This window comes from Ruegeria sp. G12, from assembly GCF_056533565.1.
On record NZ_JBQFOO010000001.1, the window covers coordinates 733,383 to 759,406 of the forward strand.

Below are 26,024 nucleotides of genomic sequence, written 5' to 3' on the forward strand. Positions count from 1 at the left end.
CAGCCGGGGTGGATCGTGCATCCAAAAGGCCAATCATCGGGCGGTCCGGCGGCCTCCGACCATCTTCATTTGCCAATTCATGAATTCGTTGTAAGCTGCACGTAAGATTGCAAAAATCGCTGCTGATTTGCGCAGTGTCATTCAGAAAATCACTTAGGCGCATGAGGATAGATAATGTCCCGGAGTCTTTTGAAATTCACCCGTATTCTGGAAATCGTCGGGGACACGATAAAGGTTCGCGTGCCGTTTGACGGTGCAGAAGATGCGGCGGTCCGGTTCAACGATCTGGCGGTGATTGAGGCGATAGATGGCCGCAAAACACTGGCGCAGGTGATCTTTATCGACCGGGATGTGGTCACGCTGCAGGTGTTTTCCGGCACCAAGGGCATTTCGACCGAGGCGACTGCGACCTTCCTTGGCCATCCGATGCAGACACCCTATTCGGCGAATATTCTGGGCCGCGTTTTCGACGGGGCCGGTGAGGCAATTGACGGTGGCCCGGACCTGTCGTCCGAGCCCCGCATCGACATTGGCGGCCCGACAGTGAACCCCGCCGAACGAGCGGTGCCCAACAAGATGATCCGCACCGATGTTCCCATGATCGACGTGTTCAACACGCTGGTCGAAAGCCAGAAAATCCCGATCTTTTCGGTCTCGGGCGAGCCGTTTAACGCCTTCCTAAGCCGCATCGGAATTCAGGCGGATGCCGATATCGTGGTGTTCGGCGGGCTAGGTCTGATTTTTGACGATTATCACACGTTCCGCACGTCTTTCGAGGATGCAGGCGTGTTCGCGCGCACGGTGATGTTTGTCAATCAGGCGATGGACCCTCTGGTGGAACGCCTGCTGGTCCCCGACATGGCGCTGGCCGTGGCTGAGAAATTCGCGGTCGAGGAGGGCAAGCGCGTGCTGGTCTTGCTTACCGACATGACAGCCTATGCCGACGCGATGAAAGAGGTGGGGATCAGTCAGGAACGCGTGCCATCGCAGCGGGGCTATATGGGGGATCTCTATTCGCAACTGGCGCGCCGGTATGAGAAAGCGTGCGACTATGCCAAGGGCGGCTCGGTCACGGTGCTGACTGTGACCACGATGCCCGGCAATGACGTGACCCATCCGGTGCCGGATAACACCGGCTATATCACCGAAGGCCAGTTCTACCTGCATTCCGGCGTGATCGATCCGTTTGGCAGCCTCTCGCGCCTAAAACAGAACGTGATCGGCAAGACCACGCGCGAAGATCACGGGCAGATCATGAATACGATGATCCGGTTCTACTCCGAAAGCCGTGATGCCGCGCAGAAACAGGCGATGGCGTTTGATCTGTCGGACTACGACCATCAATTGCTCAAGTTCGGCGGGCTGTTCCGCACGCGGTTCATGGATATCAATGTCTCGATCCCGTTGGAGGAGGCGCTGGATCTGAGCTGGAAAACCCTGGCCGAGTGTTTCGCGCCCGAACAACTGCTGATGAAGCAAACCCTGATCGACAAGTATTTCCCCAAGGATGCCAATGGCGCGGTTGCAGCTGAATAAATCGTCGCTCGCGCGCGAGCAGACGCAGCTGAAAAGCTATGAGCGGTTCTTGCCGTCGCTGGACCTCAAGCGTCAGCAGTTGATGGCCGAGCGGGTCAAGGCGCGCAAGGATGTGCAGCGTCTGCAAGATGAGGTGCATGCGCTGGCCCAGCAGGTTGGGGAAAAGCTGCCCATGCTGGCGCAGCAGGGGATTGATCTGGACGGTCTGGTCGAACTCAAGGACTACAAGGTCAAAGAGGTCAACGTAGTGGGCGTCAAAATGCCCGATCTCGACCGGATCGAGGTTGCGGTGCGCCCCTATTCGGTGCTGGCCAAACCGCATTGGGTCGATGCCGCCGCAAGCCTTCTGCACGACATGATCGAAGCCCGCCTGCGCGTCAAAGTGGCCGAGGAACGGGTGCGGATTTTCGACAAGGCGGTGGCCACGATCACGCAACGGGTCAACCTGTTCGAAAAGGTTCTGATTCCGCGCGCCAAGGCCAACATCAAGAAAATCCGCATCTATCTGAGCGATGAGCAGATGCAGGCGGTGGTGCGCTCGAAAATCTCGAAACGCAAACATGCGCAGGAGGCAGTGACATGACCGTCGCGCGGCTCAAGAAGATGTCTCTGGTCGGGCCCGCTGCGCATAAGGGGGATACGCTGACGGCGTTGCAGGATTTGGGTTGCATGCACGTTCTGCCTTTGGTGCCGCCGCCGGACGAGCCGGAAAAGATCAGCGACCGCACGGCAAGAGAGGCCTATAAGGCCTTGCGTTTCCTTGCGGAAGTCTCCGATCCCCGGCGTCAGATACAGCGCGACCCCGATTTTGACATGGACCGCTTCGTGCCAAAAGTGATCGACCTGATGCAACGCACCCGCGACACCATGGACCGCCGGGATTTTCTGGCGCATCGCATAGAACAGGTGCGCCCCTGGGGCGATTTGGATTTCCCGCCGACGGACGCGTTGGCCAGCAACCGGCTGTGGTTCTACCAACTGCCCGTGAAACATCGCGCTTCGCTGTCCGAATTGACGCTGCCCTGGGCGATTCTGGAAGAGGATCACCGTTATCTCTACGCCGTTCTGATCGCACCGGACGAACCCGATGATGACGTTCTGCCAGTTCCGCGCACCCATACCGGGTCGCTTCCCATTCACGAGTTGGAAGCGCAGTTGGAAGAGGCAGAAATCGAACTGGAAGCTTTGGAGGCCGAACGGGTCGCCCAGACGCGCTACCTGACCCTGATGCGGCGCAACCTGTCGGTTGCCGAAAGCGCTGCGGAACTGGCCCATGCGACGCAAAAGGTACGAGACGCCGAGAATGTGTTCGCCGTTCAAGGCTGGGTGCCCGAAGATCGCATCGATGCGGTTCTGGAGATGGCGGACGCGAAGGGCGCAGCCGCGTTGATCGAGGAACCGGGGCCGGACGACGCCCCGCCCACCTTGTTGGAACAGCCTGAAAACCGTCGCGCCGCGGTCGATCTGGCACTGTTCTATCAGGTGCCCGGCTATCGGGACTGGGACCCGAGCGTCATCGTCGCGGCCTCGTTCGCGATCTTCTTTGCGATGATCATCGCGGATGCGGGGTACGGAGCTGTCATTCTGCTTGGCTTGCTGATCTTTTGGAAGAAACTTGGCGGCTCGGCGGATCAAAGATCATGGCGGCGCTACGGCCTGATCATCTCGGGCGCGACGATCCTGTATGGCGTTCTGGTCGGCAGCTATTTCGGCGTCGCGCCGCCGGACGGGTCGGTCTGGGCGAAGGTCAAAGTGCTGGATATCAACAATTTCAACGCGATGATGATGTTGTCCATCGTGGTGGGTGTACTGCATCTGATCCTCGCAAACGCTCTGGCGGCGTGGGCGGCGTGGGCGGCGTGGGGGCGGCGCAAAGCCATTGCCAATCTGGGCTGGATCGCGGCGCTGGCGGGCGGGTTCGTTCTGTGGCTCGGCTATATGAACGACAAATCACCGGCGCCGGGAGCGGCGATTATCGGCGCAGGCGTTCTGGCCATCGTGCTGTTTTCCAGTGAACGGGTGATCACGAAATCAACCGACTGGCTGTGGCGGTTTGTCGACGGGCTGCAAAGCCTCGCCGGGGCGATGGGCGCGTTCGGCGACGTGCTCAGCTATATGCGCCTGTTTGCGCTGGGTCTGGCCTCGGCCTCGCTGGCGATTACGTTCAACGATCTGGCGGTACAAGTGATGCATGCGCTGAAAGGGCCGGGCATCCTGTTCGGGCTACTGATCCTGATCGTCGGTCACGTTCTGAACTTCGCCCTCGCGATCATGAGCGGCGTCGTTCACGGGTTACGCCTCAATTACATCGAATTCTTTAAATGGGGTCTGCCGGACGAAGGCACAGTCTTTCGCCCGTTCGCCCGCAAGGAGGTTCAGGAATGAATGATCTTGTTCTTACATTGGGCTGGCTGGGCATCTATGCGCCGATGGCGCTTGGCGCGGCGGCCAGCGCCATTGGCTGCTCGATCGCCGGATTGGCCAGTATCGGCGCGATGACCGAGACCGAAGGCGGCTATGGCCGTTTCGTGGGCGTCTCGGCCTTTCCGTCGACGATGGTGATTTACGGCATTGTCATCATGTTCACCCTGAACCGCGAGGTGACGCCCGAGAATGCAGGCGGCCTGTTTGGCATCGGCATCCTGTCGGGTATCGCGCTGATGTATTGCGGCATCTGGCAGGGCCGGGCCTGCGCGGCGGCGATCAATGCGACCAAGGAAAAGCCCGAGATTTTCGGCCTCGCGCTGGCCCCTGCAGCTATTATTGAGGGCTTCGGGGTCTTTGCCTTCGTCTTTGCCCTGGTGATCAGCGCGGGGATTAGCTGATGGCACAGGACAGCACGATTTCCCATGGCGTCGACGCCCTGATCGACAAGCTGCGCAAAGACGGGGTCGCGGCGGGTCAGGCCGAGGCCGAAAAACTGCGGGCTGAGGCCAAGGCCGACGCCGCGCGCATTCTGGCTGACGCCAAGCGCGAAGCGGAGGCGTTTCAGAAAAAGGCTCGCACAGACACCGACAATTACCGCGCGGCGGGGGAAGAGGCGCTGAACACCGCCATGCGGGATGCGGTGCTGACGATGAAAGCTGGGCTGACGGATCGGTTCAAACAGGATGTCGAACGGCTTGTGACCAAGGAAATGGCCGATCCCGATCTGTTGAAACAGTTGATCCTCGAAGTCGTTGGGCGCGCGGCGGAAGGGGCCAGTCTGGATGGCAAGGTGCAGGTCATCCTGCCTGCCAAGGTCGCCACGCAGGAAGATATCAAGCAAAACGCCGATGACATTCAGTCAGGCAAGCTGACGAAATATGTTCTGGGGCTGACAGCGAAAATGCTGCGGGAGAATGTGGAACTGCACAGCTCGGACGACATTCAGGGCGGCATCCGTGTTCGCGCCGAAGATCAGGGCGTGGTGCTGGACCTGACGGACAAGGCCGTCGCCTCATTGCTGATGGAGCATCTGCAACCCCGGTTCCGCGCCGTTCTCGAAGGGGTGATCCGATAGGATGCCGGAGCCCGACGCCTATATCGCGCTGATCTGCAGCCTGCCCGGGTCCGAGCGGTTGTTCGTCGCCAAGCAACCGCCCCTGTCGCGTATCCGGCTGGATCGCCGCCTGACGGCTCTGACCCCCGAGGATGCGCAGGTGTTGCGCGTTCTGGAACACACCCTGAGTTGGAGCGCGTATGACATGGACGTCACTAATGTGCAGGCGGTTCAGCGCTGCAAACAGGCGCTTCGGGACATCCCTCAATCAACGTTGAAGAAACTGTTTCTGGAGCGGATGGAACTGCGCTCGGTCATTGCCGCCCTGCGTCTGCGCAAACGCGGCGAAGGCGCGCCGCCCGGTCCAATCGGCGTCGGGCGCTGGAGCCGCCACATTCCAGCCCACTGGGGCGATCCGGGGTTCGGTCTGGAAACGGCGCTGCCATGGGTGAAAGAGGCGCAACAGCTTCTGGACAGCGATGATCCGCTGGGTCTGGAACGGCTGCTGTTGTCGGTCAGTCACATACAACTCAAACGCCACGCCGCGCGCCATATGTTCGATTTCGAAGCGGTGGCGATTTACGTGCTGATTTGGAACATTTTCGACCGCTGGGCGCAAAGCAGCGCACAAGCGGCGGCCACGCGGTTCGAGGCCCTGGCGCAGCAGGCCATGTCCGGCACCGCCGATATCGATTTTGAGGGAGCAATCGCATGACAGCCCCAACCTCATCCGCCCAAACAGCTACGGCCCAAGTCGTCTCGGTGCAGGAGGGGCTGGTGCAAATTCAGGCCAACCCCGACGCCGCGGGTCACCCCGGCCAACTGGTCAAGAATGAGGTTGTTTACATCCTGCCATCCCGCCCCGGCCCGCGCGGGCGTCAGGAACGGCTCAAGGCTGAGGTTCTGCGCGTGCGCGGCGACACGGCGGATGTGCAAGTCTATGAAAGCACGGATGGCGTCGCCGTCGGCGATCCGGTCGAGCAATCCGGCCAGTTGCTGTCGGTCGAGTTGGGGCCGGGCCTGTTGGGTCAGGTCTTTGACGGGTTGCAATCGCCGCTGCCGAAAGTGGCGGCCGAGTTCGGCACCTTCCTGCCTCGCGGTGCGGATGTCGCGCCATTGGATGATCAAGCCAAGTGGTCCTTTTCGCCAACCGTGAAAGTGGGCGATTCAGTCACCGCAGGCGACAGTATCGGCACCGTGCCAGAGGGGCATTTCAGCCACAAGATCATGCTACCGTTCAATTGGGTCGGCGATTACAAAGTGGTCTGGGTTCAAAAGGGCGCGGCTACGATCCACGATATCGTCGCACGGCTGGAGGATGAGCAGGGCGGCGAACATACTCTGACCCTGTCGCAGAAATGGCCGGTGCGCAGACCGCTGCCCGAAAGCATCCTGAAACGCGCCCTGTCGGAACGGCTGTACCCGACAGAACCGGTGCTGACCTCGCAGCGCCTGATCGACACGTTCTTTCCAATCGCTCGGGGCGGTACCGCCTGTATTCCGGGGCCGTTCGGGGCGGGCAAGACCGTGTTGCAGAACCTGATTGCCCGGAATGCCAAGGTCGACATCGTGATCGTGGTCGCCTGCGGCGAACGCGCCGGTGAGGTGGTCGAGACCATCGCCGAGTTCCCCAAGATGACCGACCCTTCCACGGGCAGCAGCCTGATGGACCGGACCATCATCATCTGCAATACATCCTCGATGCCGGTCGCCGCGCGCGAGGCGTCGATCTTCACCGGCATTACCTTGGGCGAGTATTACCGCCAAATGGGCTACGACGTTCTGTTGATTGCCGACAGCACCAGCCGTTGGGCACAAGCGATGCGAGAAACCTCTGGCAAGTTGGAAGAAATCCCGGGTGAAGAGGGCTTTCCGGCTTACCTCGAAAGCTCAATCAAGGGGCTTTACGAACGGGCAGGGGCGGTCAAAACCAACGACGGAGACTTGGGCAGCCTGACCCTGATCGGCACGGTCTCACCCGCAGGCGGGAACTTTGACGAACCGGTCACGCAGTCGACCCTTTCTACGGTGAAATGCTTCCTCGGCCTGTCGTCGGAACGCGCATATAAACGCTTCTACCCTGCGGTCGATCCAATGCTCAGCTGGTCGCGCTATCTGGATCAGCTATCGGCCTGGTACGACAAAAACGCCGAACCGGGCTGGACCGGGAAAGTCCGCGATCTGCTGGCGTTGATCGAAAAGGGCGAACAGGTCGATCAGATGATGCAGGTCACAGGCGAAGAGGGCGTGACCATCGAAGACTTCGTGACCCAACAAAAAGCACTGTTCGTCGATATGGTCTACTTGCAACAGGACGCCTTTGACAAAGTGGATGCAACCGTTCCGCTAGAGCGGCAAAAGATGACCTTCAAGCTGGTCTATGATGTCACGCAATCCACTGCGCAATTCGCGGATAAGGCCGAGGTTCGGCAGGTCTTTACGCAACTGACTGGGCTGATGAAGAACTTCCACTATGCAGCGGAAAACACGCCGGAATACAAGTCAATCTGGGGTCAGATCGAAGGCCTGTGCCACGAAAAGTTCGGTGTGTAAGAGAAAAATGGTAGCCCGTAGGGGAATCGAACCCCTCTTTCCAGGTTGAAAACCTGGCGTCCTAACCGATAGACGAACGGGCCATTTAGGCCGGACAAGCGCAAGTGGTAGCCCGTAGGGGAATCGAACCCCTCTTTCCAGGTTGAAAACCTGGCGTCCTAACCGATAGACGAACGGGCCACGCTGGCTTGTGGGGGGCCTTTTACGGTTTACCTCAGACCCCCGCAAGCCGAAAAATGCAGGGATGTGAAAGTTTTTTGGCAGGGGTAAAACTGGCTCTAGCCCACCTCGGCGGCGTCTTCCAGCCTCAGTTGTACGCTCTGCCGACCGCCCCAGGTATTGACCTCGAGCCGCCCCGCAAAATGGAACCGCGCACCGCCGTGATTGGCCAGTTTGTCGCCCATCGGGCCGTCGAACGCGCCAAAGGCGATGGCGTCCAGCCCGCCGCCGACCCCATCGGAGAGCGAGAGTTTCAGGTGGGTCTCTCCGACCCTTTTGGCAAAGCGCACCTGCAGATCAAGCAGGGCATAGCGCGGGGCAGGGGCGCTGGCCCCGAACGGCCCGGCCTTTTCGATCTGTTCGATCAGATCGACGGTGGCCGCGCCGGGCATCAGCGTGCCATCAAGTTTCAGGTCGGCAGGCCCGCCTTCGCCTGCGCCCTGTTTGGCCAGCAATTCGCTGAGCCGCGCCATCGCCGGTTCCAACTGATCGCGCATCACCGTCAGCCCGGCGGCCATCTTGTGCCCGCCGCCTTTGACCAAAAGCCCCTCGGACGCAAGCCGTTGGATCGACGCGCCCAGATCAACGCCGGATACTGACCGGCCCGAACCTTTACCCTCATCCCCATCGAAACCGATCACGATTGCGGGGCGGTTCGCGGTCTCCTTCAGGCGAGACGCCACGATCCCGACGACCCCCGGATGCCAGCCGTCGCCCGCAGCCCAGACCAGAGGCGCATCCAGCCCCCGTTCTTCGGCCTGTTCCAACGCCGCTGCGCGGACTGTGTTTTCGATATCCCGGCGTTCGGTGTTCAATTCGTCCAGCCGTTGCGACAGCGCCTCGGCGTCATGCTGCGAGTCCGTGCTGAGCAACCGCGCGCCAAGATCGGCCTGACCGATCCGCCCGCCCGCATTCACACGTGGGCCAAGAAGAAACCCGAGATGATAGCTGTTGGGTGCCGAATCCATCCGCGCCACATCCGACAGTGCCACCAGACCGGGCCGCTGCCTTTGCGCCATGACCTTCAAGCCCTGCCGCACCAGCGCCCGATTGGCCCCGACCAAGGGGGCCACATCTGCAACAGTCGCCAGCGCGACCAGATCCAGAAGCGAGATCAGGTCCGGGCTTTTGACCCCGGCCTCACGCAATTGCCGACCCGCTTCAACCAGCATCAGGAACACCACGCCAGCGGCACAAAGATAGCCCAGATCGCCGCTTTCATCCTGCCGGTTCGGGTTCACGACGGCCACGCAATCTGGCAGCGTTTCGCCGCCCAAATGGTGGTCCAGTACGATCACATCCGCGCCCTTCGCCGCCGCAATCGGCTCATGGCTTAGGGTGCCGCAATCTACGCAGATGATTAGGTCATGACTCGCCGCAAGTTCCTGCATCGCGGGTACGTTCGGGCCATAGCCCTCGTCAATCCGGTCCGGCACATAAAGCGTCGCCTGCAATCCCATCTGGCGCAGCCAAACCAACAGTAGGGCAGCCGAACTGCCACCATCCACATCGTAGTCCGCAAACACAGCAATACGCTGCCGCTCGCGCACAGCATTCAGAAATCGGCTTGCCGCGACCTCCATATCCTTGAGGCTGCGCGGATCGGGCAAAAGCTCCTTCAGCTTGGGCTCCAGAAAGCTTTGCGCCTCCATCGGCGGTACACCGCGCCGGGCCAGAACCTGACACACAGCGCGTGGCAGATCGGCCTGTTGCGCCAACATATCCGCAGCGCGCTCGACCTCGGGCGTGGGGCCGACCCACCGCCGCCCTGTCAGAGACTGTTCAACACCCAGAAACGCCACATCTCACCTCATGCACCAAGGCCGGGCCCTATCGGACCCGGCCCTTCTTCTTGTCAAAAATACGGTCGCCGAAGGCAGCGGCGCAAGCCGCTAAGCTTCGTTATGCGGCCACATCGGCGTGCGGTATGACATCCGCCGGACCGAGCCCGTCTTGGACCGCATCAGCAGCGTCGTCGTCTCGACCCAGCCCGGTTCCCGTTTGATGCGCGGCAGCAGAGAGCCGCCGGTAACGCCAGTGGCAGCAAAGATCACATCCGCGGTCACCATCTCATCCCGCGCATAGACGCGGTCCAGATCGGTGATGCCTGCTTTGGCAGCACGACCCCGCTCGTCATCGTTACGAAACAACAGGCGACCAAAGATCTGACCGCCCATGCATTTCAGCGCGGCCGCCGCAAGAACACCCTCAGGCGCGCCGCCCTGGCCCATATACATGTCGATGCCGGTCACTTCGCTTTCGGCGCAATGCATGACACCGGCCACGTCGCCATCGGTGATCAGACGGATCGAGGCTCCGGTCTCGCGCACCTCGGCGATCATGGCCTCGTGACGTGGACGTTCCAGAATACAGACGGTGATGTCGGCGGGTTCGCAGCCTTTGGCCTTGGCCAGAGCCTCAACGCGTTCGCGCGGGCTCATGTCCAGATTGACGACGTTTTCAGGGTAACCTGGACCAACCGCCAGCTTGTCCATATACACGTCCGGCGCGTGCAGCATGGATCCGCGCGGGCCCATGGCGATCACGGTCAGCGCGTTGGGCATATCCTTGGCGGTCAGGGTGGTGCCTTCCAGCGGGTCCAGCGCGATATCCACGCCGGGGCCGTTACCAGTGCCCACCTCTTCGCCGATATACAGCATCGGGGCCTCGTCGCGCTCACCTTCACCAATGACCACAACGCCCGCGATGTCCAGCAGGTTCAACTGCTCGCGCATGGCGTTTACCGCAGCCTGATCGGCGGCTTTTTCATCGCCGCGCCCTACTAGCGAGGCCGAGGCCAGCGCGGCCTGTTCCGCAACCCTTGCCAGCCCCAGGGACAGCAGGCGGTCGTTAAAATCGATCTTGGCAGCACTCATCTTCAGTATCCTTAGGTCAATCAAGCCGTTTCTTCCGGCATAGCTTGCGTTTCATGCAGGCCGCAAGCTCAAACCTCTTCAATCCGCAGCGCAACCGGTTCGCCGGCGATCACATCCGTCTCGCGCAGGCCTTCCAATGCGACGTCCAGCGTGGCGCGGGTGGTCTTGTGGGTGACGATCAGAACCGGCGCGGTGCTTTCGGCGTGGGCATACTGGCGCATCCGGTCGATCGAGACACCGGCATCGCCCAAAATGGCGGCAACCTTGGCGAGGGCACCGGGTTTGTCCAGCAGGGCCAGTCGCAGATAGTACGGCGCAGGCAGGCCGGTGACGGCAGGCCGCGCATCTTGCAACGACGTGGCAGGGCGCCCGAAGGTCGGGATGTGCAACCCACGCGCCAGATCGCAGACATCGCCCATCACGGCACTGGCGGTGGGGCCTTCGCCCGCACCGGGGCCACGCAGAACGATCTGCTCGACGGCGTCGCCATCCAGCACGACCATATTGGTGCCACCCTCCAACTGGCCCAGAGGTGAGTCACTTGGCACCAGACAGGGCTGCATCCGTTGCTCCAGCCCCCGCGCGGTGCGTTGCGCCACGCCCAACAGTTTGATCCGATAGCCCATGTCATCGGCCTGATGAATGTCGTCCAGACTGATCTGCTGAATACCTTCAATTTCGATCCCGTCGAAATTCGGCTTGGTGCCAAAGGCGATCGAGGACAGCAGCGCCAGTTTATGCGCCGCGTCGATACCGCCGACATCAAGGTTCGGGTCAGCCTCAAGATAGCCAAGCTGGGCGCATTCTTCGAACAGCGCGTTATAGCCCAACTGCTGCGATTGCATCCGGGTCAGGATGTAGTTGCAGGTGCCGTTCATCACGCCCATGACGCGGGTGATGTCATTTCCGGCCAGCCCTTCGGTCAGCGATTTGATAACCGGGATGCCGCCTGCCACGGCGGCCTCGAACCGGATTACGCGACCGGCGGCCTCGGCTTTTTCCGCAAGCTCCTGCCCGTGGATCGCCAGCAGCGCCTTGTTGGCCGTGACCACATCCTTGCCGCTGGCGAGCGCCGCTTCTACCGAGGCTTTGGCCGGGCCGTTTTCGCCCCCCATCAGTTCGACAAAAACGTCGATATCATCGCGTTTGGCCAGAGCAACCGGGTCGGTCTCCCACGCGTAGTCTGACAGGTTGATCCCGCGGTCTTTGCTGGCATCGCGCGCCGAGACCGCTACGATTTCCACCGGGCGACCGGTCCTTGCCTGCAGCAGTTCCGCATGGCGGCGGACGATCCTGACGACACCCACGCCGACCGTTCCCAAGCCCGCAATTCCTAGCCGCAGCGCCTGTGTCATTCCGTGGGTTCCTTTCCGCTCGAAATATTCTGATTTCGGACCCGTCGTCCGTTCAGCGCTGCCTTAGCGGGTTCAGGCCGAGGGTGCAATCCGTCAGAGGGCCTTGGGCCTACGCGATCAGTTGATCTGGGCGTTTTGCAGGGCTTCGGCTTTTTTCGACAGCGCCTCGCTGCGCGCGGTCAGGTCTTCTTCGACCTCGGCGGCCTCGCTGACCGGATCGACCGGAGGCCCAAGCGTGTCCTGCAGCGGGATAAGGCGCGGGTAGCGGGCCGATTTCACCGAGGCCGGCTCGCTGCCGTCCAGTTCGGGAAAGTCAGCGCATCCGGCGCAGAATATGAACAATGCCAGCAGGGGCAGAGGCTTCACGGCGAACCCTTTCGATTGCGGTCTCATCCCCTGATGCACGGTTTGACCGAGCGGTTCAAGCGGGGTTCTATTTGAACGATTGTTCAGATACGGTGCGACTATGGCACGAACACAAGGCTCACATTCCGACATTACCGGCCCGCGCATCCAGAAAGCGGCGCTGGGGCTGTTCGCACGCCACGGCTACGCGGCGGTGTCGATGCGCCAGATTGCAGGCGAGGTCGGCGTGCAGGCCGGGGCGCTTTATAACTACACGCCAGACAAGCAAAGCCTGCTGTACCGGCTGATGCGCGAGCACATGCAGGAACTTCTGGCGGCTTATGAAGCGTTGGACAAAGGCGGCACAGCGAAGGACGCCTTGCGCTGCTTCGTCGGGTTCCACATCCGCTTCCACCTGCAGCGCCCTGACGAGGTGTTCATCGCCTATATGGAGCTGCGCAACCTGACGCCCGAGAACTTTGCCGAGATCGAGGACCTGCGCAGGCAGTATGAAAACGCGCTGGAAAGTATTCTGCATGACGGACAGCAGGCGGGTTTGTTCTCCATCTCGGACACTAAGATCACCGCCTTGGCGGTAATCGCGATGCTGAACGGTGTCATGACCTGGTATCGGGCAGGGGGGCGATTGTCGCTGGACGAGGTCGAGCAGATCTACTGGGACATGGTGCGCCGTGCGGTAACGGCCTGACCCCAAGGCTTTCGGTCAATGGGCCGGGCGAATGAAGGTCCCGTTGCGCAACTCCTGAAACGCCTGCTCAAGTTCGGCGCGGGTGTTCATGACAATCGGTCCGTGCCACGCCACAGGCTCATCAATCGGCGCGCCCGAGATCAGCAGGAACCGCACGCCTTCGGGCCCGGCCTGAACGGTGATCTCATCCCCCGTACCAAAGCGCACAAGCGTCCGGTCGCCCGACATGTCGCGGATGTTAACCTCTTGCCCTGCGACTTCTTTCTCCAGCAGAACGCCCGTAGGCTGCGAGGCATCGGCAAAGGCCGCTTGTCCTTGAAACACATAGGCAAAGGCGCGCCGGTAAGTGTCGATGCGAAAGGTCTTTTTCACGCCCGCCGGGATCTGGATATCCAGATATTGCGGGTCGGCTGCGTTGCCATCCACCGGGCCGGTTTTGCCCCAGAACTCACCCACAATAACGCGCACGGTCGTTCCATCGTCATCCGTGATCTCGGGGATGTCCCCGCTTTGCACATCCTGATAGCGCGGGGCTGTCATCTTCTGATCCGAGGGAAGATTGCCCCACAGTTGAAACCCGTGCATCTGGCCCGCGGTGTTCCCGTGCGGCATCTCCTGATGCAGGATACCCGACCCGGCGGTCATCCACTGCACATCGCCCGCCCCCAGCGTGCCGCTGTTGCCCAGCGAATCCGAATGTTCGACCGTGCCAGCCAGCACATAGGTGATGGTTTCGATCCCCCGATGCGGGTGCCACGGGAACCCGGCCTGATAATCGCGCGGGTGTTCGTTCCGGAAATCGTCAAACAGCAGAAACGGGTCGAGTTCTGAAGGGTCCTGAAACCCGAACGCACGGTGCAGTTTGACGCCTGCGCCCTCCATCGTCGGGACGGATTTCCGGGTTTCCAATGTGGGTCTAAGGGACATGGTCGGCTCCTCTTCGTTCGAGCAGCATGTAACCTTTGCATGCGTGTGGTCAATTTGCAGCCAAACACCGGCTCTGTGCGGAAATGTTTAAGGTGTTCCGGCCCTGTTGTCCTACCCGAAAACCCGCTACATCAAGGAAGAGCAGACAGGAGGCATTCATGCAGGACGAAGTTCTTGCAACAATTCAGGCGTCATCCGCCAGACGGTGGACCGGGGTCGGGTTGTTGATCCTTGTTGGGACCTCGGTCATCTATGTGGCGTTTGCGTCGCCACCTGAGCCGTTTTGGCAGGCGTTCCTGCTTGCTTTCGGCGGCTCGGCCTTCTGGTTGGCGCACCGCATGTGGCAAGCCACGGTCGACCGCATCGAGCTGACGCGTTCGGAGTTGCGGACAGGGCAGGGGGTTCTGATCGCAGCGCTTCAGGATATCGACGCAGTTGATCGAGGCGTCTTTGCCTTCAAACCCTCAAACGGGTTTGTCATCCTGACCCATAGCAAGCAGGCAAACAGCTGGGCCCCGGGTCTGTGGTGGCGCGTGGGCCGCCGTATCGGCATCGGCGGCATGACGGCCGCCGCCGAAACCAAAGTCATGGCCGATTTACTGTCAGTGCAATTGGCCCAAGGCTAGGCGTCTTTGCACGCCGGATCATCGTTGTTGATATTGTTGTAGCCGCGCGGATGGGTGAAGATGAAGTTCTCCATCGGGAATGAATGATCCCCAAAGCCAATTCTGAACGGGCGGCTGTACCAATTGCGGGTCTCGACGAGGATCATGGTGCTGTCATCTGCCATCGCGGGAATACGATCTTCAATTTGTCCGAACGAGTCATTGCTCCACCTTGTGAAAAATGCCCCCCGAACGCAGGACCACTTGACCTCGTGTTTGTCGTCTTCAGCGTCCCAGCGAATGAATGAAATGCGCATGGAAACGTTTGCGTGGTCCGTATTATCTTCATCCGACCTGTCCCCAAGAAGGGCCTTTAGTAGGTCGTACATCGTATCAATGTACTGAATGTTCACGGTTCGGCTTTCGCGCGAAACGATATCAGCAAGCGCATAGGTCGCTTTAAGATTCCGAGAGCTTTGCTTGTACCCGTCAAAATACGAATACGTGGTCCACATGCCCCAAAACAGCAGGGGCAGCATGAGGATCGCCTCAATCGAAACGGTGCCGTCTTCTTTCCGCCAAAGGCGGTTCAAAAGCCGAGACAGTGTTTTGCGGGGGCGGGGGTTAGCTTGGCTCATGGACAAATACCGACATTGCATGCAATTGGTAGCGACCATTGCTTTTGTGTTTCCGAACTTGCTGGGACAAGGTCGAGCCGACAAACCGAGGTTTGATTTCAGCGCAGGCCCTGATGATCATTAGTTCGTTCGAAGCACCCACTTCAAAAATCCTGTCGTCCGGCTCGTTAATTTCTTCGGGAGTGTCCAGACACAACGGGTCCCTGTTGAACAGCGCTTCCTTGCCTGCTGCCGCGGGATCTTCCATCGGATCAATGCTTTGCATCTCAATCGAGAGATAGGACAAACAATCGCGAATTGACGATGCCTTGTGGCAGATTTCCCTTTTCAGCAGTGCGTGTGTCCAGCGTGCATCGGGCGTCTGATCGTATTTTTCAATGTTGTTCATACGAACATCCTGAATGATCTCATCCAGGGCACGTTCCAGATTGGCGTGATGATACGCGACCATTCCATATTCGATACCGGAATAGGTGCTCATCAGGAAAATCGGGAACCACATCACGAATTCGATGGTCGAGGTGCCTTCTTCATCCCGGCGAAAGCGTTTTGCCTTGGAGAACAGTCGTTTGATCATTGTGTGAGCCTCAGGCTGCGGATGCTGGACCCGATCGAGGCAAAAACGTCCACGATCTGATCGCCTGTTGCTTCGTAGTACGCGCCATCGTCACTTTTGCAGTCCTGCAGCAGCGCTTTACCTGCGTCAGGGGCTTCGAAGGCGATGGTGAATACAACGATGTTCCTGGCGGCCGCCTGAGCGCAGAGCGCACGAGCGCGAGCGTCTTTGGTGGTCCGTCCGATTTCTTCAACGGCCTGGTTGTACCAGTTGTTACCGGCGGTCGTACCCAGAGATTCTCTGAACAGGTCACGAATTGCGCGGCGCGTCGTGCGTTTCCAGACATCCGGCCATTCAAGAATGTTCGAGTTTATCTCATTTCCGGCACTGTCGGTCACGTTGATCTGCCGGGTGAAGTTGTAGTCAAAAGAGGTGCACTCATAAGCTCCGCTGGAATTCTGGCGCCAGCCTATGCAACGGGCTTCGGTATAAGCGTTGGGGCATCCAGAGCTGGTTCTGACATGATAGGGGTCTTCACCTTGGTACCCACCATAGGGGCACTGCTGCCAGACTTCGCGGGCCCAATAGAAACCTCGGCTTGAATCCCACTGATAGTTGGGGACGTCATGCCAGTAGTATCTTTCCCGGACGGTGTCGTAAGTGGAATAGTTACCTTCCGCGCGGTTCCACCACAGGTTCGACGCACCTTCCCGATAAGGTTCGCGGACCTTGTACTGGGTGGTGTTTGCGCCGTCCGTCATCAGAACGACAACCTTCATCGAGTCGTTGCTGGCGTAGGTGTTCGGTCTGACCGCAAACTCAGAGGGAACTTCGTTGTTCGCCGCAAGATCGGCCGAGACGGGCTGGAAGCTTTGGTCCAGAAGGGTCAGACCCCATTTCAGGCCGAGGTCGATCGAGGTGTTACCTGACGCCTCCAGATTATTGATGAACGTATTCAGCGTGCTGGGGTCCTTTTGCAAGGTCGCAACTTCGCGGTTGGACCGACGGTCGCAAACTTCGCTTGAAACGATGCCGTTGGTATGGCGGCGGTCATAAGTGGACCAAGGCGTAAAGTGCAGCGTACGGGGCCTGATCATATCCAGATCGAAAGAGATGGTATCAAACTCATCGCTCGTGAAGTTCAGGCAGTTCGCGTATTCGTTCACGCCGGTGAACGCCGATCCTGGCGTTGGTGCGCCCGGCATGAAATTCGCCTGAATGCTGTTCATCAGACTGTCCGACACGGCAACCTGAGTTGCGTAAGGAATGACCGAGATTGACAGTTTGCCATCTTCGGTCTTGTCCGACATCTCTTGCACAAATTCGGTTGCCGCCTTTTTCAGGTTTGTCAGGCGGCCATAGCTGTTCATCGAACCGGAAACGTCCAGAACAAGCGAGATTTCAACGTCGTCGATGGATTCCTCAGCAACGCTGTGTACCTGAGCCAGAATGGTAGGGTTTTTCAGGCCGTCGGTCTGCCAAATTCCTGTCATGCCCATGAAGTGAGTAGGCACATCCATTCGAACAATGGCTTCGACCCGGCGATAGCCATCAATCGTCACAGCGGTCGAACCACAGACATTCGGCCGCACGTCGACATAGGCAAGGAACTGGTCCAGACCCTCTTTGCTCAAGTAGTCGCGAATAACGTCCTCGGGGCATAGGTCCTGATCCAGGTCAGCAGCGGCCAGAACCGCCCGGTCCAAAGCATATTGCAATCTTGCACGCTCGCGGTCGAACCGCATTACGTCAACGGCAAAACCCGTGACGGTAATAATGATCATCAAAAAGCCCAGCGTCATCGGAGTCATGGCGCCGCCTTCGGGTTTTAGAAAAGAATTACGAAGCCATCGGCGAGCGCCTGATTGCTTCCGTTTTACCAATCCCGACTTCCAAACAAACTTCTTCATAACGTGTCCCTCTGCTGGCCAGACACACTGAACCCAGTTCTTTGCAACTTTAATTTTTTATCGGTCGAACGTGGCGAGAATTGGGCGTGAGTGCCACTATGATGCTATTTTTGAATGAAAATCGGCTGCAGTCGCGGTTTGCACGCGGTCTTTGTTTCGACCCGTGGAACAATGGGGCAGGTGCCGAATCCCCGCGACTCGCCCCAAAGCGCTAGGAAACAGATTATGCGGACCTGGATGAAAAACGCGCCGTCAAAGCCCGCTAGGACGGTAAGTTCGCCTTTGGAATTCCACTTCCAGGGGGGGCTCGGAGTGATCGAGAAAGGCGGGGCAGCCCATGCCTTGCGGCCCGTCAATTCGGCCTTGAGGAATGAATTGAGAGATGGCGGCCCCCCAAAAGCGCGGTTAATCTGCCGGTGTTTGAACGATTCCCGGAGATCCCAATGTTGCGTATCGCACTTGCCGCCGCTTTATTCGCCACCCCCTTGGCCGCTGCCGAGACCAAAGAGCAAAGCTGTGGCTATCAGGCGGACGTCGTAGCCGCGATCCAGAAGGCGCGGCTGGACCGGGTCAAGGAACGCGACGTGGCGCAGGCAATCGCCGATACCGGCCCGTCCTGGCCCGAGAACTACAATGCGGCCATCCCGCTGATCACCCCGTGGGTCTATGAGCAAAAGATGCGCGATGTGCGTAAAAAGGACCTTGGTGCTGCGTGGCTGGAACTGTGCCTGCAGCAATAATCCACAGACACGCGAATTCGCTGTGGACAACCGCGCGCCATCCCCTTGGCGCGCGTTTCGGTTTCTGGCAGGTTTGACCCCATGTCACTGCCCCCCGGATTTCTTGATGAGTTGCGCACAAGGCTGAGCCTGTCTCAGGTCGTCGGGCGCAAGGTCATGTGGGATCAGCGCAAGTCCAATCAGGGCAAGGGTGATATGTGGGCGCCGTGCCCGTTCCACCACGAAAAGACGGCCTCGTTCCACGTCGATGACCAAAAGGGATTCTATTACTGTTTCGGCTGCCACGCCAAAGGCGACGCGATCAGTTTTGTGAAAGAGACCGAGAATGTCTCATTCATCGAAGCGGTTGAGATTCTGGCGCGAGAGGCCGGGATGCCGATGCCCGCCCGCGATCCCAGGGCGCAGCAGAAACAGGACCGTCGCGCGCAACTGGCCGAGGTGATGGAGCAGGCGGTGCAGTTCTTCCGTCTGCAGCTCAAGACCGGGGCAGGGGCAGCGGCGCGCGAATACCTGACCCGCCGGGGCTTGGACGCGCAGGCGTTGGACCGATGGGAGATCGGCTTTGCTCCAGACGGCTGGCAAGCGTTGTGGGATCATCTGACCGGTAAGAACGTGGCCGAAGATCTGATCCTCGGGGCCGGGCTGGCCAAACCATCGAACAAGGGCAAGAAGCCTTATGACACCTTCCGCAACCGGATCATGTACCCGATCCGCGACCCGCGCGGGCGTTGTATTGCGTTTGGCGGTCGGGCGATGGACCCGAATGACAACGCCAAATATCTGAACTCACCCGAGACCGATCTGTTCGACAAAGGCCGAAGCCTCTATAACCACGGCCCCGCGCGGCAGGCGGCGGGGAATGGGCAGCCGTTGATCGTGGCCGAGGGGTATATGGACGTGATTGCTTTGGCCGAGGCCGGGTTCGGCGCGTCAGTTGCGCCCTTGGGAACTGCGATCACCGAACATCAGTTGCAATTGCTCTGGCGGATTTCCGATGAGCCGATCATCGCGTTGGATGGTGACACGGCGGGCCTGCGCGCAGCAATGCGGGCCGTTGATTTGGCGCTGCCGCTGCTGGAGGCCGGGAAATCCCTGCGTTTTGCGCTGATGCCAGAAGGCAAGGACCCTGACGACCTGCTACGTGCCGAAGGGCCGGGGGCGGTGCAGTCGATACTGGAAGGCGCGATTCCGATGGTCAAACTGCTGTGGCAGCGAGAGACCGACGGCAAGGTGTTTGACAGTCCCGAACGCAAGGCGGCGCTGGACAAAACCCTGCGCGAGAAGATCAAGCTGATCCGCGATCCCTCGATCCGGTCGCATTACGGGCAGGAAATCAAGGACCTGCGCTGGCAATTGTTTCGCCCGCAGCGACAACCGCAAAATCGCCCGTGGCAGCCGCGTGGAAAATGGCAGTCGCAGCCTCAGCCTGCGACACCGGGCGCGCGGGCCTCGTTTCTGGCCTCGACCGAGAATGCGGATATCCAACTGCGTGAAGCCGCCATTCTGGCAATTGCCATTCTGAACCCGCAGGTCGTGGTGCAATTCGAGCATCAACTCGAAGAAATGGACTGCCACGATCCCGATCATGCGGCGCTGCGCGGGGCGATCCTGCGGCATGCGATTGACGACCCCGACAATCTGCAAGACCACATCATGCAAACTTTGGGCCCCGAACCCCTTGAAAACCTGCTGGCCCTTCGCCATGTCGCTGTGATCCCCTGCGTGTACAAACCGGGCGACGTTGAAAAGGCTCAGATGACGCTGGCCGAGGAACTCGCAAAGATCAAAGCGCTCCGGGGGTTGGATGCTGAGATTGCCGAAGCTGCAGAGGAGTTGTCTGATCTGGCCGATGAGGCGCTGACATACCGGCTGGCGCAAGCCGCCGAAGAGCGCAACCGCACAAGCCGTAGCCAGAATGAGGACAGGGCCGTTTTCGACATCGCAGACAATGGTGCGCGAATCAACCGCGACGAGAAAGACGCGTTCGAGGCAATTACATCCGGTATCAAATTCGAGCGGAAACGCCGCTAAACTGGTGTTTTCATAAGGCACTTGAAAAGAAAAACGGGTAAACGGGTGGCCGAATCACTTTCACGCGCTAATGATTCGGCTCTGACGAATCACCCATCCCTGCAGGAGCATTGAATGGCCGCCAAGGATACGAACGAAGACCGCAAATCCGACGAGCAGGAACAGGAAATCTCGCTGGATATGAGCCAGGCCCAGGTCAAGAAGATGATCGCCGAGGCCCGCGAGAAAGGCTACATCACATACGACCAGCTCAATCAGGTTCTGCCGCCTGATCAGGTCAGCTCGGAACAGATCGAAGACGTTATGTCGATGCTGTCCGAGATGGGCATCAACATCATCGAAGATGAAGAGGCCGAAGAGGAAGAGAACAAGGGCTCGACCGAACTGACCACCACCGAAAGCAACCGCGAGGTTGCGCTGTCCGGTGCTGCGACCGAGAAGCTGGACCGCACCGATGACCCCGTCCGCATGTACCTGCGCGAGATGGGCAGCGTCGAACTGCTGAGCCGCGAGGGCGAGATTGCAATCGCCAAACGGATCGAAGCTGGTCGCAACACGATGATCGCCGGGCTGTGCGAAAGCCCGCTGACCTTCCAGGCGATCACCATTTGGCACGACGAATTGCTGTCCGAGGACATTCTGCTGCGCGACGTCATTGATCTGGAAACCACCTTTGGTAACCAGATGGACGAAGATGGCGGTGTGCAAGAGCCTGTCGTCGATACCTCGGCAGTGCAGGCGGCAAAGCCCGCCAAAGAGGAAAGTCCCGAACTGGATGCGGACGGCAACCCGATTGTCAGTGACGATGACGACGATGATGACGATCAGGCCAATATGTCCCTGGCCGCGATGGAAGCGGCGCTGAAAGATCAGGTTCTGACCACGCTCGAGCGGATCTCGACCGACTTTGCCCAATTGTCCGAGATGCAGGACAGCCGGATTTCGGCCACGCTGAACGAAGATGGTTCGTTCAGCGAAAAGGACGAGGACACCTATCAGAAGCTGCGCGCCGAGATTGTCGAGCTGGTGAACGGCCTTCACCTGCACAACAACCGGATCGAGGCTCTGATCGACCAGCTGTATGGCATCAACCGCCGCGTGATGTCGCTGGACAGCGCGATGGTGAAGTTGGCCGACCAGGCCCGCATCAACCGTCGCGAGTTCATCGATGCCTATCGTGGCCGTGAACTTGATCCGAACTGGCTATCCGAGATGGCTGAAAAGCCGGGTCGGGGCTGGCAGATGTTCATCGAACGCTCGACCGACAAGGTTGAGGAGTTGCGCAACGACATGGCTCAGGTCGGGCAATATGTCGGTCTCGACATCCCTGAATTCCGCCGCATCGTTCAGCAGGTTCAGAAGGGTGAAAAAGAGGCGCGGCAGGCCAAGAAGGAAATGGTTGAAGCCAACCTGCGCCTGGTGATTTCGATTGCCAAAAAGTACACCAATCGTGGCCTGCAATTCCTTGATTTGATTCAGGAAGGTAACATCGGCCTGATGAAGGCGGTGGACAAATTCGAATACCGCCGCGGCTACAAGTTTTCGACCTACGCGACATGGTGGATCCGTCAGGCGATCACGCGCTCGATTGCGGATCAGGCGCGCACGATCCGTATTCCGGTCCACATGATCGAAACGATCAACAAGCTGGTCCGGACCGGTCGTCAGATGCTGCACGAGATCGGCCGCGAGCCGACCCCGGAAGAACTGGCCGAAAAGCTGCAGATGCCGCTTGAGAAAGTGCGCAAGGTGATGAAAATCGCCAAAGAGCCGATCAGCCTCGAGACGCCGATTGGCGACGAGGAAGACAGCCAGCTTGGCGATTTCATTGAGGACAAGAATGCCGTGCTGCCGCTGGACAGCGCCATTCAGGAAAACCTCAAGGAAACCACGACCCGCGTTCTGGCCTCGCTCACCCCGCGTGAAGAACGGGTTCTGCGGATGCGCTTTGGCATCGGCATGAACACAGACCATACGCTGGAAGAGGTTGGCCAGCAGTTCAGCGTGACCCGCGAACGTATCCGTCAGATCGAGGCGAAGGCGCTGCGTAAGCTGAAACATCCCAGCCGGTCGCGAAAACTGCGATCCTTCCTGGATCAGTAAAGATCAAGGCGCCTCGGACCGAGGCGCCTTTTTCATTGAAACCGATCACAATGGCCGGTTCGCCAATCAAATTGGCGGGAACTCACAAAGATCATGGGCCCGTCGTCGCTATATCCGCCTTGTCCACTCATGGGACGGGCCGGGGCGAGGTGGTAACGCTGATGACCCCCGGTTTTAGGCCTGTATCGGATGTTCTACCCGTGTTTTGAACCGGCCCGGCGTCTGGCCTGTCCACCGTTTGAAAGCGGTCGAGAACGCCGCCTGATCCGCGTAGCCCAGCGAATACGAAATCTCGGACAGCGCCATTCCGTTTGACACAAAAGTCTGCGCCAGATCGCATCGCAGGTCCGAGACGATCTCGCGGTAGCTGGTGCCTTCGTCCTTTAACCGCCGCGCAAAGGTTCTGGGGCTCATGCCAAGATTTGCGGCGGCCTCTTCGGCTTGAATAATCGTGCCGGGCAGGGACCGCGTGATCAACCCTTCGACCTGAGCGCGCAGTTTCTGGTTGGCCGCGTGTTTCTCGGCCAGAACCCGTTCGCCATATTCCAGAAGATGCGCGCGCAGCTTGGGATCGTAGGTGGGAACGGGCAGGTCCAGCGAGGACAGCGCCAGAATGATCTCCATCTTTTCGGCACCGAATACCACCGGAAACCCTGACAATTTGCGGAAACGGGCCGAATGCGCGCCGACTTCATGTTGAAACCGCATTTCAATGGGAAAGAAGTCCACCTGCGTTAGGTTGCGCATGCGCGCCAACGCGGCAAACAGCAGGAACTCGGTGCGCCGATGATAGCGAGCATAGCTGGCATCCTTCCACTCGGCCTCGAACGAGGCGAAGTTCCCGGCGTAGCGCAGGCTGAAAACAACAGCAGGATCAATGATGCCATGAAAGCGCGAGGTGTTCTCGATCACCTGTTTCAGATCCCGCGAGTACTTGCTGATATAGGCCGTCAGGCTTGAGGCCGAGGTGACCCCCAGACCGGTGCGCGCGCCGAAAGTGATGTCGTTCACCGCGTCACAGGCATAGCGCACAAACAAAGCCTCTTTCTGCGCACTGCAGACCGAGGCTGACTGTGCGATGTCATCAGGCGCAAGGCCAGTCTGCGCCAGAACGCGCCGCGACACGGCGGGGTCGCCAGTGTGATCGTCAAGCGATTGAATCAGGCGATGAATGCGCGCGATATCGACGTCCATAAGTCCCTTTCCGGTCAGGTTTCCGTACTATTTGTCAGAATATCACAAAAACTTGTCCAATGACAAAAAGCACTTGCGGGCAGAGGCTTTAGGTTTTCCGCGTCGGGTTGGCACCTTTATGGGGATGGGGTCAGAGCCTCGGAGAGCGTCCTGAGAACGCGCCCGAGGTTCCCCGACGCCTCAACCGGCCCTTCATGTCGCATTGGCGGCCGCAAACCCGCATGACACTATCGCGTTGAGGGCTGATCAAGGGCGCGGGCGGCATGCAAAGTGTTCAAAATCCAGAACTTTTCAATCTTCCCGATCTGATTGTCTTCGACGGAGAGTGCGTGCTGTGTTCGGGGTTTTTCCGGTTCATGCTGAAACACGACCGCGCCGGACGGTTTCAGTTCGCGACAGCGCAAACGCCCTTGGGGCAAAGCCTGTATCGCGACCTTGGGCTGCCGACCGATGATTTCGAAACCAATCTGGTTATTGTGGACGGGCAGGTTTACCAGAAGCTGGACGCCTTCGCCGCTGCGATGCGCCGTTTGCCGGGTGCTTGGCAGGCTCTCGCGGTCTGCCGTTATTTGCCGCGCATAGTGAAGGACCCTCTGTATCATCTGATCGCGCGGAACCGATACGCGATCTTCGGACGCAGCCCGACCTGCCTCGTGCCAACCCCGTCGCTGCGCGACCGTTTTGCACCGCAGGGGTTCTAGGGAATGGACCCATTTCTGCAGGCGCTTCCCTCGGCGCTAGGGCTGCCCACCACGGTGCGGCAATTGCATGAGGCAGCAGGCTCTATTCCGGTCGATGCCAAATCGAACGGGGCAAGGGATGGCTTGTTGCGTTGGCCTTACGAATGGGGCGATTTCCACCAAGCGGGGCGGATGTGCCGGTCACGGTCAGGACCAGCGAGACAAAACAGGGCTGGATTTGGGAGCGCGACTTTGACGGCCACAAAACCCGATCCAGTCTGACCTACGACCAGCGCACCGGATGCGTGCGTGAGGATTTCGGGCGAATGACCATCTGGCTGAAACCGGAATTCAGCGAAACAGGTCTGAAAATCGGCATCCTTGGTTTAACCATATTCGGCCTACCGGTTCCTGCATTTTTGTTGCCCTGCTCCTCCACAGTCGAGCGGCAGGATGAGCAGGGCCGTTTCAGGTTCGATGTCTCGGCAACTGCGCCGGGGCTTGGTTTGCTGATCCGATACCGGGGCTGGCTCACGCCCGTTCACGCGCAGGGCGGGTCTGGCTGAATTGATCGTGAAGCGGCTTTGTCTGAACTTTCGGTAAACTAAATCATGACGTGTCTCAGAACAGGAGAGAGTACGGTTATGAAACAGGTTTTGACTTACGCAATTCTTGCCGCAGCTACATTAAGCGCAACGGAGTCTTCAGCCACTTTTGCGCGGTTCAGTTATCAAACGGCGGCGGTGAACAATTCGGTCTTCGAAGTGATCCCGCGCGGACGCGATGATGTAGACGGGTACTGGTGTGCGGCATCGGATTACGCCCGCAGAACGCTGGGGGCCGGTTGGCAGCAGCCGATCTATGTGGTGCGCGGCTATGGGCCAAGCGAGGCGACAGGGCGCAAAACCGCCGTTCAGTTTTCGTTGCAGAAACCCAGCGGTGTTACGCCGCCGCAGCGCAGCTTCGTTACAAGCGGTTTCGTTCCTGGTACAAGTGTTTCGGTGCAGGGGGCCTATGCCAGATGCAACATCAACATTATCAATGACTGACACGCTGACGAACCGGGATGGATGCAGACTGAATTTACCATCCGGACGCAAGGGCCGGGACTTTATGAATTCACGTCCGAGGTGCACCGCTGGCTAAGGCAGGCAGCGGGGGACGGAGTGTTGACGCTGTTCGTGCGCCATACCTCGTGTTCCCTGCTGATACAGGAAAACGCGGACCCCGAGGTTCAGACTGACTTGCGCGCCTTTTTCGAACGGCTCGTTCCCTCGTCAGATCATCCCGATATGGCGTATTTGCGCCACACCTATGAAGGGCCCGACGATATGCCCGCGCATATCAAGGCGGCCCTTCTGCCTGTTTCCCTGACAATCCCCGTTTCACAAGGACGCGCGCTTTTGGGCACGTGGCAAGGGATTTACCTGTTCGAACACCGCGCGGCACCGCATCAGCGTCTGGTCGCCGCGCATCTGGGCTGACCCATTATTTAGCGGTTGAAAATTCCGACTACCCAAACTCTAGCGGCTGTCCTATAGTTGTGGATAAGTAAGCCAAAGCGCT

General features: G+C 59.3%; 25 protein-coding genes and 2 tRNA genes. 16 read left to right on the forward strand and 11 right to left on the reverse strand.

Annotated elements, in window-relative coordinates; translation table 11 throughout:
• Window positions 1–174 precede the first annotated feature (174 nt).
• The 7 genes from ACR0JN_RS03410 to ACR0JN_RS03440 are packed head-to-tail and all read left to right on the forward strand — an operon-like array spanning window position 175 to window position 7,570.
• Entirely contained in the window at window positions 175–1,536 is a 1,362-nt protein-coding gene (locus ACR0JN_RS03410; protein ID WP_480884242.1) for a V-type ATP synthase subunit B, read from the forward strand.
• Complete coding sequence (locus ACR0JN_RS03415; protein WP_480884244.1) at window positions 1,514–2,119, forward strand: V-type ATP synthase subunit D; 606 nt, start codon at window positions 1,514–1,516, stop codon at window positions 2,117–2,119. The genes ACR0JN_RS03410 and ACR0JN_RS03415 overlap by 23 nt, the downstream gene beginning before the upstream one ends.
• Window positions 2,116–3,921 carry a V-type ATP synthase subunit I gene (locus ACR0JN_RS03420; RefSeq protein ID WP_480884246.1) on the forward strand — a complete coding sequence of 602 codons (1,806 nt, stop codon included), beginning with the start codon at window positions 2,116–2,118 and terminating at the stop codon, window positions 3,919–3,921. The genes ACR0JN_RS03415 and ACR0JN_RS03420 overlap by 4 nt, the downstream gene beginning before the upstream one ends.
• A complete protein-coding gene (locus ACR0JN_RS03425; RefSeq protein ID WP_480884247.1) occupies window positions 3,918–4,361 on the forward strand; it encodes an ATP synthase subunit C in 444 nt (147 codons plus the stop codon). Before ACR0JN_RS03420 ends, ACR0JN_RS03425 begins: the two co-directional genes overlap by 4 nt.
• Window positions 4,361–5,038, forward strand: a complete 678-nt coding sequence (locus ACR0JN_RS03430) for a hypothetical protein (protein ID WP_480884249.1) — start codon at window positions 4,361–4,363, stop codon at window positions 5,036–5,038. Before ACR0JN_RS03425 ends, ACR0JN_RS03430 begins: the two co-directional genes overlap by 1 nt.
• A gap of 1 nt (window position 5,039) precedes the next feature.
• A complete protein-coding gene (locus ACR0JN_RS03435; RefSeq protein ID WP_480884251.1) occupies window positions 5,040–5,732 on the forward strand; it encodes a hypothetical protein in 693 nt (230 codons plus the stop codon).
• Entirely contained in the window at window positions 5,729–7,570 is a 1,842-nt protein-coding gene (locus ACR0JN_RS03440) for a V-type ATP synthase subunit A (RefSeq protein ID WP_480884253.1), read from the forward strand. The genes ACR0JN_RS03435 and ACR0JN_RS03440 overlap by 4 nt, the downstream gene beginning before the upstream one ends.
• Window positions 7,571–7,578: 8 nt before the next feature.
• Here the strand turns inward: ACR0JN_RS03440 and ACR0JN_RS03445 are convergent.
• From ACR0JN_RS03445 to ACR0JN_RS03470, 6 genes are all read right to left on the reverse strand, one after another.
• Window positions 7,579–7,653, reverse strand: a tRNA-Glu gene (locus tag ACR0JN_RS03445).
• Between the two features lie 22 nt (window positions 7,654–7,675).
• Window positions 7,676–7,750: transfer RNA gene (locus ACR0JN_RS03450), tRNA-Glu, on the reverse strand.
• Window positions 7,751–7,848: 98 nt separating this feature from the next.
• A complete protein-coding gene (recJ, locus tag ACR0JN_RS03455; protein ID WP_480884255.1) occupies window positions 7,849–9,591 on the reverse strand; it encodes a single-stranded-DNA-specific exonuclease RecJ in 1,743 nt (580 codons plus the stop codon).
• A 90-nt stretch (window positions 9,592–9,681) separates the two neighbouring features.
• On the reverse strand, window positions 9,682–10,665 hold the full coding sequence (gene glpX / locus ACR0JN_RS03460; protein WP_480884257.1) for a class II fructose-bisphosphatase: 984 nt from the start codon (window positions 10,663–10,665) through the stop codon (window positions 9,682–9,684).
• 68 nt (window positions 10,666–10,733) lie between these two features.
• Window positions 10,734–12,020, reverse strand: a complete 1,287-nt coding sequence (locus ACR0JN_RS03465; RefSeq protein WP_480884259.1) for a homoserine dehydrogenase — start codon at window positions 12,018–12,020, stop codon at window positions 10,734–10,736.
• Between the two features lie 117 nt (window positions 12,021–12,137).
• The gene (locus ACR0JN_RS03470) at window positions 12,138–12,386 is read right to left on the reverse strand and encodes a hypothetical protein (RefSeq protein ID WP_480884261.1); all 249 of its coding nucleotides are present in this window, start codon (window positions 12,384–12,386) and stop codon (window positions 12,138–12,140) included.
• 100 nt (window positions 12,387–12,486) lie between these two features.
• Between ACR0JN_RS03470 and ACR0JN_RS03475 the strand changes: the two genes are divergently transcribed.
• Window positions 12,487–13,074 (forward strand): TetR/AcrR family transcriptional regulator, encoded by a 588-nt coding sequence (locus ACR0JN_RS03475; protein ID WP_480884262.1) that lies wholly within the window; start codon window positions 12,487–12,489, stop codon window positions 13,072–13,074.
• 15 nt (window positions 13,075–13,089) lie between these two features.
• Here ACR0JN_RS03475 and ACR0JN_RS03480 read toward each other — a convergent pair whose 3' ends face one another.
• Window positions 13,090–14,001, reverse strand: coding sequence for a pirin family protein (locus ACR0JN_RS03480; RefSeq protein WP_480884264.1), 912 nt, complete (start codon window positions 13,999–14,001; stop codon window positions 13,090–13,092).
• Window positions 14,002–14,159: 158 nt separating this feature from the next.
• Between ACR0JN_RS03480 and ACR0JN_RS03485 the strand changes: the two genes are divergently transcribed.
• Entirely contained in the window at window positions 14,160–14,627 is a 468-nt protein-coding gene (locus ACR0JN_RS03485) for a hypothetical protein (protein WP_480884266.1), read from the forward strand.
• On the opposite strand, the gene ACR0JN_RS03490 is transcribed toward ACR0JN_RS03485, so the two are convergent.
• The 3 genes from ACR0JN_RS03490 to ACR0JN_RS03500 form a co-directional block, all read right to left on the reverse strand.
• Window positions 14,624–15,145, reverse strand: a complete 522-nt coding sequence (locus ACR0JN_RS03490) for a hypothetical protein (RefSeq protein ID WP_480817789.1) — start codon at window positions 15,143–15,145, stop codon at window positions 14,624–14,626. The genes ACR0JN_RS03485 and ACR0JN_RS03490 overlap by 4 nt on opposite strands.
• Before the next feature lie 85 nt (window positions 15,146–15,230).
• Window positions 15,231–15,821: a TadE/TadG family type IV pilus assembly protein gene (locus tag ACR0JN_RS03495; RefSeq protein ID WP_480817790.1), complete on the reverse strand. Its 591-nt coding sequence runs from the start codon at window positions 15,819–15,821 to the stop codon at window positions 15,231–15,233.
• Window positions 15,818–17,611, reverse strand: a complete 1,794-nt coding sequence (locus ACR0JN_RS03500) for a pilus assembly protein TadG-related protein (RefSeq protein WP_480884268.1) — start codon at window positions 17,609–17,611, stop codon at window positions 15,818–15,820. The genes ACR0JN_RS03495 and ACR0JN_RS03500 overlap by 4 nt, the downstream gene beginning before the upstream one ends.
• Before the next feature lie 542 nt (window positions 17,612–18,153).
• Here ACR0JN_RS03500 and ACR0JN_RS03505 point away from each other — a divergent pair.
• The 3 genes from ACR0JN_RS03505 to rpoD all read left to right on the forward strand — a co-directional run bounded on the left by ACR0JN_RS03505 (window position 18,154) and on the right by rpoD (window position 22,584).
• Window positions 18,154–18,450: a hypothetical protein gene (locus ACR0JN_RS03505; RefSeq protein ID WP_480884270.1), complete on the forward strand. Its 297-nt coding sequence runs from the start codon at window positions 18,154–18,156 to the stop codon at window positions 18,448–18,450.
• Between the two features lie 81 nt (window positions 18,451–18,531).
• Complete coding sequence (gene dnaG / locus ACR0JN_RS03510; RefSeq protein ID WP_480884272.1) at window positions 18,532–20,481, forward strand: DNA primase; 1,950 nt, start codon at window positions 18,532–18,534, stop codon at window positions 20,479–20,481.
• A gap of 114 nt (window positions 20,482–20,595) precedes the next feature.
• A complete protein-coding gene (gene rpoD, locus ACR0JN_RS03515) occupies window positions 20,596–22,584 on the forward strand; it encodes an RNA polymerase sigma factor RpoD (protein WP_480817794.1) in 1,989 nt (662 codons plus the stop codon).
• 174 nt (window positions 22,585–22,758) lie between these two features.
• On the opposite strand, the gene ACR0JN_RS03520 is transcribed toward rpoD, so the two are convergent.
• Entirely contained in the window at window positions 22,759–23,778 is a 1,020-nt protein-coding gene (locus ACR0JN_RS03520) for a helix-turn-helix domain-containing protein (protein ID WP_480884273.1), read from the reverse strand.
• A gap of 263 nt (window positions 23,779–24,041) precedes the next feature.
• On the opposite strand from ACR0JN_RS03520, the gene ACR0JN_RS03525 reads away from it, so the two are divergent.
• The 4 genes from ACR0JN_RS03525 (at window position 24,042) to ACR0JN_RS03540 (ending at window position 25,942) form a co-directional block, all read left to right on the forward strand.
• A complete protein-coding gene (locus ACR0JN_RS03525) occupies window positions 24,042–24,479 on the forward strand; it encodes a thiol-disulfide oxidoreductase DCC family protein (RefSeq protein ID WP_480884274.1) in 438 nt (145 codons plus the stop codon).
• Window positions 24,480–24,610: 131 nt separating this feature from the next.
• Window positions 24,611–25,024: a DUF4166 domain-containing protein gene (locus ACR0JN_RS03530; RefSeq protein WP_480884276.1), complete on the forward strand. Its 414-nt coding sequence runs from the start codon at window positions 24,611–24,613 to the stop codon at window positions 25,022–25,024.
• A gap of 78 nt (window positions 25,025–25,102) precedes the next feature.
• Window positions 25,103–25,507, forward strand: coding sequence for a hypothetical protein (locus ACR0JN_RS03535; RefSeq protein WP_480817798.1), 405 nt, complete (start codon window positions 25,103–25,105; stop codon window positions 25,505–25,507).
• Window positions 25,508–25,528: 21 nt separating this feature from the next.
• On the forward strand, window positions 25,529–25,942 hold the full coding sequence (locus ACR0JN_RS03540) for a secondary thiamine-phosphate synthase enzyme YjbQ (protein ID WP_480884278.1): 414 nt from the start codon (window positions 25,529–25,531) through the stop codon (window positions 25,940–25,942).
• The last annotated feature ends 82 nt before the right edge of the window (window positions 25,943–26,024 follow it).

Excerpts from the sequence above, each read along its gene's own strand:
- ACR0JN_RS03435 (WP_480884251.1), top strand. The coding sequence starts at position 5,040 with ATGCCGGAGCCCGACGCCTATATCGCGCTGATCTGCAGCCTGCCCGGG.
- ACR0JN_RS03440 (WP_480884253.1), top strand. The coding sequence starts at position 5,729 with ATGACAGCCCCAACCTCATCCGCCCAAACAGCTACGGCCCAAGTCGTC.
- ACR0JN_RS03490 (WP_480817789.1), bottom strand. The coding sequence starts at position 15,145 with ATGCTGCCCCTGCTGTTTTGGGGCATGTGGACCACGTATTCGTATTTT.
- ACR0JN_RS03475 (WP_480884262.1), top strand. The coding sequence starts at position 12,487 with ATGGCACGAACACAAGGCTCACATTCCGACATTACCGGCCCGCGCATC.
- glpX (WP_480884257.1), bottom strand. The coding sequence starts at position 10,665 with ATGAGTGCTGCCAAGATCGATTTTAACGACCGCCTGCTGTCCCTGGGG.
- ACR0JN_RS03465 (WP_480884259.1), bottom strand. The coding sequence starts at position 12,020 with ATGACACAGGCGCTGCGGCTAGGAATTGCGGGCTTGGGAACGGTCGGC.
- ACR0JN_RS03495 (WP_480817790.1), bottom strand. The coding sequence starts at position 15,821 with ATGATCAAACGACTGTTCTCCAAGGCAAAACGCTTTCGCCGGGATGAA.
- ACR0JN_RS03415 (WP_480884244.1), top strand. The coding sequence starts at position 1,514 with ATGGCGCGGTTGCAGCTGAATAAATCGTCGCTCGCGCGCGAGCAGACG.
- ACR0JN_RS03525 (WP_480884274.1), top strand. The coding sequence starts at position 24,042 with ATGCAAAGTGTTCAAAATCCAGAACTTTTCAATCTTCCCGATCTGATT.
- ACR0JN_RS03420 (WP_480884246.1), top strand. The coding sequence starts at position 2,116 with ATGACCGTCGCGCGGCTCAAGAAGATGTCTCTGGTCGGGCCCGCTGCG.
- ACR0JN_RS03520 (WP_480884273.1), bottom strand. The coding sequence starts at position 23,778 with ATGGACGTCGATATCGCGCGCATTCATCGCCTGATTCAATCGCTTGAC.
- ACR0JN_RS03425 (WP_480884247.1), top strand. The coding sequence starts at position 3,918 with ATGAATGATCTTGTTCTTACATTGGGCTGGCTGGGCATCTATGCGCCG.
- ACR0JN_RS03480 (WP_480884264.1), bottom strand. The coding sequence starts at position 14,001 with ATGTCCCTTAGACCCACATTGGAAACCCGGAAATCCGTCCCGACGATG.
- ACR0JN_RS03430 (WP_480884249.1), top strand. The coding sequence starts at position 4,361 with ATGGCACAGGACAGCACGATTTCCCATGGCGTCGACGCCCTGATCGAC.
- ACR0JN_RS03410 (WP_480884242.1), top strand. The coding sequence starts at position 175 with ATGTCCCGGAGTCTTTTGAAATTCACCCGTATTCTGGAAATCGTCGGG.
- ACR0JN_RS03540 (WP_480884278.1), top strand. The coding sequence starts at position 25,529 with ATGCAGACTGAATTTACCATCCGGACGCAAGGGCCGGGACTTTATGAA.
- ACR0JN_RS03485 (WP_480884266.1), top strand. The coding sequence starts at position 14,160 with ATGCAGGACGAAGTTCTTGCAACAATTCAGGCGTCATCCGCCAGACGG.
- ACR0JN_RS03500 (WP_480884268.1), bottom strand. The coding sequence starts at position 17,611 with ATGACTCCGATGACGCTGGGCTTTTTGATGATCATTATTACCGTCACG.
- rpoD (WP_480817794.1), top strand. The coding sequence starts at position 20,596 with ATGGCCGCCAAGGATACGAACGAAGACCGCAAATCCGACGAGCAGGAA.
- dnaG (WP_480884272.1), top strand. The coding sequence starts at position 18,532 with ATGTCACTGCCCCCCGGATTTCTTGATGAGTTGCGCACAAGGCTGAGC.
- ACR0JN_RS03535 (WP_480817798.1), top strand. The coding sequence starts at position 25,103 with ATGAAACAGGTTTTGACTTACGCAATTCTTGCCGCAGCTACATTAAGC.
- ACR0JN_RS03505 (WP_480884270.1), top strand. The coding sequence starts at position 18,154 with ATGTTGCGTATCGCACTTGCCGCCGCTTTATTCGCCACCCCCTTGGCC.